The sequence below is a fragment of the Cupriavidus sp. 01T418 genome (assembly GCF_056398885.1).
The window spans coordinates 26,983-38,149 of the sequence record NZ_JBFTQG010000023.1; the positions used below are offsets into that span (position 1 = coordinate 26,983).

General features: G+C 67.4%; 10 protein-coding genes. All 10 read right to left on the reverse strand.

Annotated features, from left to right (window positions below):
- Positions 1-26 precede the first annotated feature (26 nt).
- The 10 genes from AC1DQ3_RS21380 to AC1DQ3_RS21425 all read right to left on the reverse strand — a co-directional run bounded on the left by AC1DQ3_RS21380 (position 27) and on the right by AC1DQ3_RS21425 (position 11,164).
- Positions 27-845: a MinD/ParA family ATP-binding protein gene (locus tag AC1DQ3_RS21380; protein WP_477122154.1), complete on the reverse strand. Its 819-nt coding sequence runs from the start codon at positions 843-845 to the stop codon at positions 27-29.
- Positions 846-848: 3 nt separating this feature from the next.
- Complete coding sequence (gene flhF / locus AC1DQ3_RS21385) at positions 849-3,290, reverse strand: flagellar biosynthesis protein FlhF (RefSeq protein ID WP_477122155.1); 2,442 nt, start codon at positions 3,288-3,290, stop codon at positions 849-851.
- Between the two features lie 13 nt (positions 3,291-3,303).
- Positions 3,304-5,391 (reverse strand): flagellar biosynthesis protein FlhA, encoded by a 2,088-nt coding sequence (gene flhA, locus AC1DQ3_RS21390; protein ID WP_477122156.1) that lies wholly within the window; start codon positions 5,389-5,391, stop codon positions 3,304-3,306.
- Positions 5,388-6,530 (reverse strand): flagellar biosynthesis protein FlhB, encoded by a 1,143-nt coding sequence (gene flhB / locus AC1DQ3_RS21395; protein ID WP_477122157.1) that lies wholly within the window; start codon positions 6,528-6,530, stop codon positions 5,388-5,390. Before flhB ends, flhA begins: the two co-directional genes overlap by 4 nt.
- A 244-nt stretch (positions 6,531-6,774) precedes the next feature.
- Positions 6,775-7,410 carry a protein phosphatase CheZ gene (cheZ, locus tag AC1DQ3_RS21400; protein WP_477122158.1) on the reverse strand — a complete coding sequence of 212 codons (636 nt, stop codon included), beginning with the start codon at positions 7,408-7,410 and terminating at the stop codon, positions 6,775-6,777.
- A 10-nt stretch (positions 7,411-7,420) separates the two neighbouring features.
- Positions 7,421-7,816 carry a chemotaxis response regulator CheY gene (gene cheY, locus AC1DQ3_RS21405; RefSeq protein WP_477122159.1) on the reverse strand — a complete coding sequence of 132 codons (396 nt, stop codon included), beginning with the start codon at positions 7,814-7,816 and terminating at the stop codon, positions 7,421-7,423.
- A gap of 124 nt (positions 7,817-7,940) precedes the next feature.
- Positions 7,941-9,017: a protein-glutamate methylesterase/protein-glutamine glutaminase gene (locus AC1DQ3_RS21410; RefSeq protein WP_477122160.1), complete on the reverse strand. Its 1,077-nt coding sequence runs from the start codon at positions 9,015-9,017 to the stop codon at positions 7,941-7,943.
- Positions 9,018-9,040: 23 nt separating this feature from the next.
- A complete protein-coding gene (gene cheD, locus AC1DQ3_RS21415) occupies positions 9,041-9,697 on the reverse strand; it encodes a chemoreceptor glutamine deamidase CheD (protein ID WP_477122161.1) in 657 nt (218 codons plus the stop codon).
- A complete protein-coding gene (locus AC1DQ3_RS21420) occupies positions 9,697-10,599 on the reverse strand; it encodes a CheR family methyltransferase (RefSeq protein WP_477122162.1) in 903 nt (300 codons plus the stop codon). Before AC1DQ3_RS21420 ends, cheD begins: the two co-directional genes overlap by 1 nt.
- 70 nt (positions 10,600-10,669) lie before the next feature.
- Positions 10,670-11,164 carry a chemotaxis protein CheW gene (locus AC1DQ3_RS21425; RefSeq protein ID WP_477122163.1) on the reverse strand — a complete coding sequence of 165 codons (495 nt, stop codon included), beginning with the start codon at positions 11,162-11,164 and terminating at the stop codon, positions 10,670-10,672.
- Positions 11,165-11,167 lie beyond the last annotated feature (3 nt).

Sequence of the window (11,167 nt, forward strand, 5' to 3'; positions counted from 1 at the left end):
TGAGTCCTGGCTGCGGGCCCCGGCGTTTAAGCCAGGGCCGTGGCTGACGGCGTCAGCGGAGCCGTCGGGGTTGAACGGGGATCGGTGGGCAATGGCCAGTTGGCAATGCCTGTGGCAATGCGGCGTAGCGCTGCGGTGGCGGGCGCGGCGGGAAAGGACTCGACCACGCAGCGGCCCAGCGCCGCGCTGCGTTCCACCAGCGGGTCGTACGGCAGGCTGCCCGCGGGGCTCGCCTCGACGCCGAGATACTGGCTGGCGGTGCGTGCCAGGTTGCCCAGCACGGCACTGGCGGCGGCGTCCGTGGCGGCAGCGTTGATCACCAGGTGGAAGCGCCGGCATGCGTACAGGTGATTGAGCCGCTTGATGCAGGCATAGGCGGCCTTGATCGAGGCCGGCTCCGCGCGCAGCACCACAATGAGGTTGTGCGCCGTGCCGGCCACCTGCGACAGGCCGCCGTCCGCGTCGCTGCGGGCATCGTTGAGCACGGTACGGAAACCATTCAGCGCCTGCAGCCCGCCACTGGCCTGTGGACTGCCGGGCAGTACCGCGATGGCGCCGGCCGGGCGCTTGCCCAGCGCGGCTTCCAGCGTCACCGCGCCGCCCAGCACGGCGGCCAGGGTGCCTTCCGGCATGGCGCCGGCAAGGCGGGTGGCGCGCGCGCCGAAGCGGTCTTCATCGATGAGCAGCACGCGCTCGCCTTGCATGGCGAGTGCGTTGGCCAGCCCCAGGGCCACCGTGGTGGCGCCGGCACCGGCATCGCTCGCGACCACCGCGATGCGGCGCGTGGCGCGGGGCGCCAGCATGCGCCGCAGGCTTTCTGCCTGGTCGGAGGCGAGTGAAGTCACGTCTTATTCTCCCTGTGCCAGCGTCTGCAACACGCGGCTGCCATGCAGGCTCGCTTCGAGCATGTCGCCGGCTTCGCCCATGTGGAACGTCTCGGCAGCGGCCTCGGTGGTATCGGATAGCATGGCGCGGCCGCTGCGGGCGGGGTAGTTTTCCAGCACGTCGAGCAGCGCCAGCAGACGGCCGATGCCTTCCACCAGCACGACGGAGCCGGGCGTCTGGCGCGCAGGCGCGCGGCCGGTCAGCCTTGCCAGGAACGGCGCGACGGTGTCATCGCACCCGTGCTCCAGCCGCAGCGCGGCGACAGCCATCTGCAAGGCGAGCAGCCGTGCGCAGGCTTGCACCTCGGCCAGCGAGGATGCATTGCCGCCGTCCTGCCCGCCCTGGCCCAGGTGATCCAGTGCATGGCGCAGCGTGCGCAGTTGCGCTTCGCCGGCCTCGGCCCAGCGCGCCCAGCGGGCCAGTTGCGCACCCTCGGCAGACAGCGCCGGGTCGCACAGCAGGTAGTGCACGGCAAGCGTCTGGCCGTTCTCGCGATCGACCACGCGCGATACCAGCAGGCCGGCCTCGATGCCGCTCTCGGCGCCGCGTGCGCCGCGTGCCTGGCCCTCGAGCACACGCACCGGCGCTTGCGCGATCCACTGCACGGCATCGCGGCCGCGGTAATCCATGTCTTCCACGACGTGGAAGGTCAGCGTTTCCGCCAGCGCATCGAGCTTCATGGCCGCGCCACCGCTGACCACGCGCGTGGTCTTGCGCGCAGCGGCAAGCCAGCGCTCGCCGGCCTGCTGCCAGCGCGCCAGCGTGGCGGCGGCGGGCATGGCGTCCAGCAGATTGACCACGGTACGGGCGGCGGCAATGGCAGCGCACAGGGTGGCCGCGTCGGCCTCCCATCCGCCCTGCCCGCCCTGCTGCGCTGGGCCGGTGCGGCCGGCCGGTGCGGTGCCCGCCGCGAGCGGCAGGCCATCGCGGTCCGCCAGCCATAGCGTGTGCTGCCAGGGGCGCGGGGCGCGGCGCCCTGCCGCCGGCGCGGCAACCGTCGCACTCAGCGACAGCACGAAGCGATCGCAATGACGGCTCAGGTCGCGGCAGGCGGCCTCGCGCACCTGCTGCGCCATCAGGCGCGGCGAAGGCGCGCTCTCGGCGCGTTGCTGCCACAGCGAGCGGACCAGTTCGAAACCGTAGCTGCCGGCATTCAGCTGGTCGACGCAGTCGCCCACTGCGTTGGCGCTGTCGGTCAGCGAGCGCAGCATGCCGTCGGCCCCGCCGGGGCCGGCCACGCGGGTGGCATCGCTGTCTTCCTGCGCCGGCATGGCGCGCCGCGCGGCTTCCGCGTCGGCGAATACGGAGCCGCGGCGCGGCGTCTGGAACGCGCGCTCGACCAGGGCCGCGCCGTTGGCGAACTCCAGGTGCTCTGGCACCCGCTGGCCGGTAGAGGCGTAGTACACCGGCAGGCGGTGCCGGATCACCACGTCAAGCACGGAGCCCAGGTGCGTGGCTTCGTCCAGCTTGCTGACGATGCAGCCGTCGATACCGCCGTCGGGCGTGGCGTCGTGGCGGTAGGCGTGCACGACTTCGTTGAGCGTGTCGCCGTGGCTGGCGCCGTTGAGCAGCAGGATGCGCTGCACCGGCGCCTGCACGCCAGCCAGCATGGCGATCTGCCCGGACAGGTTGCGGTCGCGCTGGCTCATGCCGACGGTGTCGATGATGACCAGGTGCTTTTCGGTCAGTGCCGCCAGCGCGAAACGCAGGTCGGCCGCGTCCTTCACCGCGTGCACGGGCACGCCGAGGATGTCGCCGTAGATGCGCAGTTGTTCGTGCGCGCCGATACGGAAGGTGTCGGTGGTCAGCAGGGCCAGTCGTTCCGGGCCGTGCTGGAGCACGAAGCGCGCGGCCAGCTTGGCCGTGGTGGTGGTCTTGCCCACGCCGGTGGGGCCGACCAGCGCCAGCACGCCGCCTTGGGCAAACAGCGCATCTTCGTCGTTCAGTACCGGCACCTTGCGCGCCAGTTCCTGGCGGATCCAGCTCATGGCGGCGGGGCGGTCATGGCCCGGCGGCAGGTGGCAAAGCAGCGATCGCGCGAGTTGTCCGGAGAAGCCAGCCGTCACCAGCCAGGTGAACAGCGAGTCGCGCAGCGGATCGCTGCCCATCGACGGCAGGCCGTGGGTGCCCTCGCTGGAGAACTGCCGCTCCATCATGGCGCGCATGGTCCGCAGCTCGCCGCGCAGGTCGCCAAGGGCGCCGTCGACGGCCACCACGGCGGGCTGTGGCGTGAATACCGGCGCGCGGCTGGAGATGGCGCCGAGATCGGTGTCGCGCATGGCGACGATCTCGACGCCGCCTTCGACGGTGCGGTTGGACAGCACCACGGCATCCGGTCCCATCGCCTCGCGCACCTGGCGCAGGGCCTCGCGGCCATTGGCCGCCACGAATTTAGCTACGCTCATCTTGCGAAACCCCTCACGCTGCGCCACCGATCATGGCGGTGATCCTGATATTTCTGTTGTCCGGCACCTCGGCATGCGAGAGCACCTTGAGCTGGGGCATGGTCCGGCGCAGGAAGCGCGCCAGCAGCGGGCGCAGCGGGTGCGGCACCAGCAGCACTGGATCCAGCCCCAGGTGCTCCTGCCTGGTCACCGCGCCCTGCGTCTGCTGCAGCAGGGCGTCGGCCAGGCCGGGCTCGATGCCGCCGCCGTTGGAGAGCGCTTGCGACAGCACGCGTTCCAGCCCGGCGTCGAGGCCGATGACCTGGAGGTCAGCGCCGTTGGGGAACCATTGCTGGGTAATGGCACGCCCCAGCGCCACGCGCACCAGCGACGTGAGTTCGTTGGGATCGCTGACCTTCGGTGCGTACTCGGCCACCACATCCAGCACGGTGCGCATGTCGCGGATCGGCACGCTTTCGTCCAGCAGGTTTTGCAGGATCTTTTGCAGTGCGGTGAGCGTGATGACCTTGGGCACCAGGTCTTCGGTCAGCTTGGGCGATTCCTTGGCGATGCGGTCCAGCAGCGCCTGCACTTCCTGGCGGCCAAGCAGTTCGGCCGCGTGCATGTGGATCAGGTGGTTGAGATGCGTGGCCACTACCGTGCTGGCGTCCACCACGGTGTAGCCGTAGATCTGCGCCTGCTCCTTGAGGCCGCCCTCGATCCACACCGCCGGCAGGCCGAAGGCCGGGTCCTGGCTGGGCGTGCCTGGCAGCGAGCCGGAGACCTGCCCGGGGTTGATCGCCATCCACTGCCCGGGCGCCGCTTCGCCGCGGCCGATCTCCACGCCCTTGAGCGTGATGCGATAGGCGTTGGGCTTGAGCTCCAGGTTGTCGCGGATATGCACCACCGGCACCAGGAAGCCGATCTCCTGCGCCACCTTCTTGCGGATGCTCTTGATGCGGCCGAGCAGTTCGCCGTTCTGCGCGCGGTCCACCAGCGGGATCAGGCGATAGCCCACTTCCATGCCGAGCGGATCCACGAGGGTGACGTCGTCCCAGCTGGCTTCGGTCGACTCGGGGGCCACCGCAGGGGCGCGGTCTTCGCGCTTCTTCTCCTGCGCCTGCGCCAGGTCGCGCCGTGACACGTAGCGGCCGAACCACACCAGCGCGCCGGCAAACGCCAGGAAGGCGAAGTGCGGCATGCCCGGGATGATGCCCATCAAGCCGATGATGGCACCGGTCAGATAGAGCACGCGCGGGTTGGAGAACAGCTGGCCGGTCAGCTGCTGGCCCACGTCCTGCTCGTTGGAGACCCGCGACACGATCACACCGGCGGCGGTGGAGATCACCAGCGCCGGAATCTGCGCCACCAGGCCGTCGCCGATGGTCAGCAGCGTGTAGTTGCGCACGGCGGTGGAAAAGTCCAGGTCATGCTGCAGCATGCCCACCACCATCCCGGCGCCGACATTGATGAACATGATCAGCAGGCCGGCCACCGCATCGCCGCGTACGAACTTGCTGGCACCGTCCATGGCGCCGTAGAAATCCGATTCCTGCGAAACTTCGGCGCGGCGCTTCTTGGCGCCGTCTTCGTTGATCAGGCCCGCGTTGAGGTCGGCGTCGATCGCCATCTGCTTGCCGGGCATGGCATCGAGCATGAAGCGCGCGCCAACTTCGGCGATACGCCCCGCGCCCTTGGTGATGACCATGAAGTTGATCACCACCAGGATGGCGAACACCACGATGCCCACGGCGAAGTTCCCGCCCACCAGGAAGTGGCCGAAGGCCTCGATCACCTTGCCAGCGGCATCCGGCCCGGTGTGCCCTTCCAACAGCACCACGCGGCTCGAGGCCACGTTGAGCGACAGGCGCAGCAGCGTGGTGAACAGCAGCACGGCCGGAAACGCGGCGAAATCCAGCGCCTTGCGCGTGTACATGCCCACCAGCAGCACCATGATCGACAGGGCGATATTGAAGGTGAACAGCAGGTCCAGGATAAAGGGCGGCAGCGGCAGGATCATCATGCCGAGGATCATGATGATCAGCAGCGGGCCCGCCAGGGCCTTCATCTGGGCGCCTCCCTGCCCCCCGGGCAGGTTGAACAGCGAGGTCAATGCGTTCATGCTTGGCTTTCCGGTACGGCAAACTCGTCAGGCACCAGCAGCTCGGAGGGTGCCTCCGGGTGCGGGCCGCTGCTGTGGTGCCAGTGCTTCAGTTGATAGACCCAGGCCAGGACTTCGGCCACGGAGGTGTACAGGCCGGCAGGAATTTCCTGGCCCAGCTCTACGTGACGGTGCAGCGCGCGCGCCAGCGGCGGCGCGGACAGCAACGGCACGCCGTTCTCGACAGCGATTTCGCGGATGCGCGCGGCGATCGCCTCGCTGCCCTTGGCCACCACGCGCGGCGCATTCATGCGGCCTTCTTCATAGCGCAGCGCCACCGCGAAGTGCGTGGGGTTGGTGACCACCACGTCCGCCTTGGGCACCTCGGACATCATGCGGCGCTTGGCCATGGCACGCTGCTGCTGACGGATGCGCGCCTTGATATGCGGGTCGCCATCGCTGTCCTTGTTCTCCTGCTTGACCTCTTCCTTGGTCATGCGCAGCTTCTTGTAGAAGGTCCAGTACTGCCAGGGCACGTCGAGCGCCGCCACCAGCACCAGCGAACCTGCCACCATCGCGCAGCCGCTCAGCACCATCTCCAGCATGCGCAGCAACGCTTCGTGGATCGGCGCGCTCATCAGCGCGACAGCCTCGGGCACCCGGCGCCACAGCACCCAGGCGGCCACGCTGCCAACCAGCAACGCCTTGGCAATGGCCTTGGTCAGTTCCACCAGCGAGTGCGAGGAGAACAGCCGGCCCAGCCCCTTGAGCGGCGAGAGACGGGAAAAATCGGGAGCGAATGACTTGGCGGAGAACAGCCAGCCGCCCAGCAGCATGGGAGCGGCCAGTGCCGCCACGCCAAAGAACAGCAGCAGCGGCAGGAAGGCCAGCAGGCCTTCCCAGACCGACAAGCCGAAGTGCGACATCATGCGCGAGGTATCGAAGGCGACGGCCGGCTCGAAAGCCAGGCCGGCATGCAACAAGGTATCGAGCTTGTTGGCGAGCCCGCCCCCCAGCGTCCACAGGCCCACCACGCCGCTCATCAGCATGATCAGCGTGGCGAGCTCGCGCGAGCGCACGACCTGCCCTTCCTCGCGCGCCTTCTCCAGGCGCCGCGATGAGGCAGGTTCGGTTTTCTCGAGATCGCTTTCTTCGGACATGGCCGCTCCGTTACGAAGCGGCATGCGGGCCGTTCGTCAGGGATGATTATCGGAGCCGGGCCTTGCGCGCATAAGGTGGAATAGGGCGGGGATTCTGGCGCTGTTTGCGGGATGGCGCCGCGCGGCCGGGGGCGCAGCGCTACCCTGCGCCATGGCGGCGGAGGTTGCCGGTCATGCGACGGCAACAGCAGGCAGGCTGCCGCGGCGCCGCGAAAGGGGCGCCGCGGCAGCCTGGGCAGGACGGTCAGAACCCCAGGCTGGCCAGGAGATCGTCCACCTGCGACTGGTCGGAGACCACATCGGCCTTGCCTTCCGGGTTGACCTGCGGGCCGTTCATCAACGCACCCGGCGCTTCCACCCGGCGGTCGGCAGGCACGTTATCAATCAGCACCTGCAGCAGTTCCTGCTCCAGGGAATGGATCATGTCCATCATCTTCTTGATGACCTGGCCGGTCAGGTCCTGGAAGTCCTGCGCCATCATGATGTCGAGCAGGTGGCTGCCGGTGGCGCGGGCCTGCTGCGGCACATCCGTCAGGAAGGCACGGGTGTCAAGTACCAGCTCGCGTGCATCGCCAAGCTCCACCGGCTTGTCGAACCAGGCTTCCCAGCGCTTGTCGAGCGCCTCGGCCTGCTTCTCCATGCCGGCCTGGATCGGCTGCGCCAGTTCCACCGCGGTCAGCGTGCGCTCGGCAGCCTGCTCGGTCATGGAGGCGATATAGCTGAGCCGGTCGCGCGCATCGGGAATGGCCTGTGCGGCGCGCTCGATTTCCTTGTCGAGCCCCAATTCGCGCATATTGTCGCGCAGCATCCGTGTCAGGGCGCCGATGCGCTGGAACAGCTGCTCGGCAGATTCGTTGCTGAGAGTCGGAGTCGTCGACATATCGCCCACCTTATGCCCCTTCCTTCGCCAGCTTCTCGAAGATCTTGGTGATCTTCTCGTCGAGCGTCGCTGCCGTGAACGGCTTGACCACATAGCCGTTCGCGCCGGCTTGTGCCGCGGCGATGATGTTTTCCTTCTTGGCCTCGGCCGTCACCATCAATACCGGCAACTTGGCCAGCGCGCCTTCGGCGCGGATCGCCTGCAGCATGCTCAGGCCATCCATGTTCGGCATGTTCCAGTCGGAAATGATGAACTGGAAGCCACCGCCCTTGGCCTTCTCCAGGCCGGCGGCGCCGTCCTCGGCTTCCTCGACGTTGGCAAAGCCCAGTTCCTTAAGCAGGTTGCGGATGATTCGACGCATGGTGGGGAAGTCATCGACCACCAGGATCTTCATGTTCTTGTCCACTCTAACGGCTCCAATACAGTTGTGGAAAGTTGCTTCAACACTTGCAATACAAGCGATACAAACGATGCAAGCGAAACGTGCGCCCGCCCCTGCGCCCTGCAGCCGGGCAAGCGCTTGTGCCCCGTCAAACCCGCTGCGCCCGCGCCCCGAAGGTGGCCAGGCGCGCCATCACGCGCTGGCTCATTGCGTGCAGCGGCACTACCTCATGCACCCCGCCGGCGGCAATCGCTTCCTTGGGCATGCCGAACACGATGCAACTGCTTTCGTCCTGGGCCAGGTTGTAGGCGCCGGCCTCGCGCATGCGCAGCATGCCTTGCGCCCCGTCCTTGCCCATGCCGGTCAGCATCACGCCGATGGCGTTCTTGCCGCCATGCTTGGCCGCGGAGTCGAACAGCACTTCTACCGACGGCCGGTGGCGGTTCACCGCCGGCTCCTGCGACAGGTGGGCCACATAGTTGGCCCCGCTGCGCGCGAGCAGCAGATGCGAGTCTCCCGGCGCGATGTAGGCGTAGCCAGGCAGCACGCGCTCGCCGTGCTCCGCCTCCTTGACGGTGATCCGGCACAGGCCGTCCAGGCGCTGCGCGAACGAACGCGTGAAGCCAGCGGGCATATGCTGGACGACCAGCACCGCCGGACAATCCGGTGGCATCGGCATCAGGAATTCCTTGATGGCCTCGGTGCCGCCTGTGGAGGCGCCGACAATGATCAGTTTCTCCGTGGACAGCAGCGGGCTGCGCAGCATCGGCGCCGCCGGTGCCGCGGCTTCGCTGCCGGCCGGCGCGGCGCTGCGGATGCGCGCGCGCGAAGCGGCGCGAATCTTGTCGGCGATGGTATCCGTGTAATCCATCAGGCCGTCGCGGATGCCGAGCTTGGGCTTGGTGACGAAATCCACCGCACCAAGCTCCAGCGCGCGCATCGTGATTTCCGAGCCGCGCTCGGTCAGCGATGACACCATCAGCACCGRCATCGGCCGCAGCCGCATCAGCCGCTCAAGGAAATCCAGCCCGTCCATGCGCGGCATTTCCACGTCGAGCGTGAGCACATCGGGGTTCAGGCGCTTGATCAGGTCGCGCGCCACCAGCGGATCGGGGGCGGTACCCACCACCTCCATATCGCTCTGGCTATTGATGATCTCCGTCATCAGGCTGCGTATCAGCGCGGAATCGTCCACGCACAATACCTTGATCTTGGCCGCTGTCATGTATTGAGTAGATCCTTGTCGGTTCAGGAGGCGGCAGCCGATGGCGTGCGCCGTGGAAACAGTTCAGCGCTGCCCTTCTCAGGCGCGGTCCCGGAGCTGGCGATGGCGCGCGCCAGGGCGCGTTCGTTGCGCTCGACCACCACCTGATCATCCTGGCGCGTGAGCCGGCGCACCAGCGCCAGCCCGGTAAGAGGGAAATAGCTGACGCGGCGCGCATGCGGGCCGCGCAGGTCCTGGGCCGCCAGGTGGATTTCCTCGGTCTTCAGGTACCTGAGCACGAACTCGGCGTTGCGATCGCCGATATTGAGCGTGGTCATGTTGGCCAGCACCGCGCCGCCGCCGAACACCTTGGCTTCGAGCCGCTCGCGGCGCGCACCCATCTTCAGCAATTCGTTGATGAGGACTTCCAGCGCGTAGCAGCCGTAGCGCATCGATGCGGACAGCAGCCGGTCCGCGCCCACGCCATCGTCGTCCGGCAGCATGAAGTGGTTCATGCCCCCGACCCCGGCCGTCTCGTCGCGAATGCAGGCCGCCACGCACGAGCCCAGCACGGTCGTGAGCACCACGTCCTCGCGCGTCACGTAATACTCGTTGGGCAACAGCTTGATGGCCTGCTTGCCAAACTCGCGGTCGAAGTAGCTGCGCGTGGCGATCGCTTCGGGCAGATGGGGGGTGCGCATCAGGAGCCCCCCAGCCTGGCCGACTGCGGCGCCAGCTCATAGACCGTCTGCCCGCGCAACTGGAATGCGCGCGTCACGTAGGAGAAATTCTCCGAGTGGCCCGCGAACAGCAGCCCGTGCGGCTTGAGCAGCGGCACGAAGCGCTCCAGGATGCGGCCCTGGGTGGGCTTGTCGAAATAGATCATCACGTTGCGGCAGAAGATCGCGTCGAACTTCTCGCGGATACCCCAGTCCGGCGCCAGCAGGTTGAGTGGCTCGAAACTGATGGTACTTGCCAGGTCCGGCTTGACCTTGACCGCGCCGGCGCGCTGGCCGGTACCCTTGAGGAAGAAGCGCTTGAGCCGCTCGGGCGAGAGTTTGCCCACCTGCTCGGCCGTATAGACACCGGTGCGGGCCTTGGCCAGCACCTGCGTGTCGATATCGGTGGCCAGCACGGTGGCGGCGTGCTCGCCCAGCGCTTCGGCCAGCGTGATGGCGATGGAGTAAGGCTCCTCGCCGGTCGACGCGGCCGAGCACCACACGGAGTACGGCCGCCCGGTCTTCCTGGCATGCTCCGCCAGCAAGGGGAAATGATGCGCCTCGCGGAAGAACGATGTCAGGTTGGTGGTGAGCGCATTGGTAAAGAACTCCCACTCGTCGGAGCACTCATCGGCATCGAGCATGGCCAGGTAGCTGCCGAAATCGACGAGTTGCAGCATGCGCAGGCGCCGCGTCAGCCGGCTGTACACCATCTCCCGCTTGTGGCTGCCGAGCGAGATGCCCGCGCGGCGATGGATCATGGCGCGGATCTTCTCGAAGTCGCGCTCGGTCAGCAGGAAGTCACGCGGCTCGTCGCGCCGCATGGAAGCAGGCCGCGCTGATTGCGGGCCGGCGGCGAAGGCGGTTGGGCGAGGCTGCGTCATGTGTTGCAAGGGCGGTGGCCGTGGTGATGCTATTGCTTGCTGGCGTGCTATGGCGTGCTGTGGAGCGGGATCAGGCGAGCTCTGCTTCGACCAGTTCCATCCCGGGGCTGGTCATCAGCTTCTCGATGTCGATCAGGATCAGCATGCGCCCGTCGACGGTGCCGAGGCCGGTCAGGTGATCGTTCGAGACCGAGACGCCGAACTCGGGCGCCGGCTTGATGGCTTCACCGGTCAGGGTCAGCACATCCGAAACGCCATCCACCACGATGCCGACGACGCGTCCGGCGATATTGAGGATGATGACCACGGTCTGGTGGTCATAGCGCACGTTGCCGAGCCGGAACTTCAAGCGCAGGTCGACGATCGGTACGATCACACCGCGCAGATTGGTCACGCCCTTGATGAAGTCGGGCGCATTCGCCAGGCGGGTCACCGCGTCGTAGCCGCGGATCTCCTGCACCTTGAGAATGTCGATGCCGTATTCTTCGCTCCCCAGCGTAAAAACCAGGAATTCCTGCCCCGAGGCTTCGCTCCCGGGGGTATCGATGTGTCCGATGCCGGCCATGAT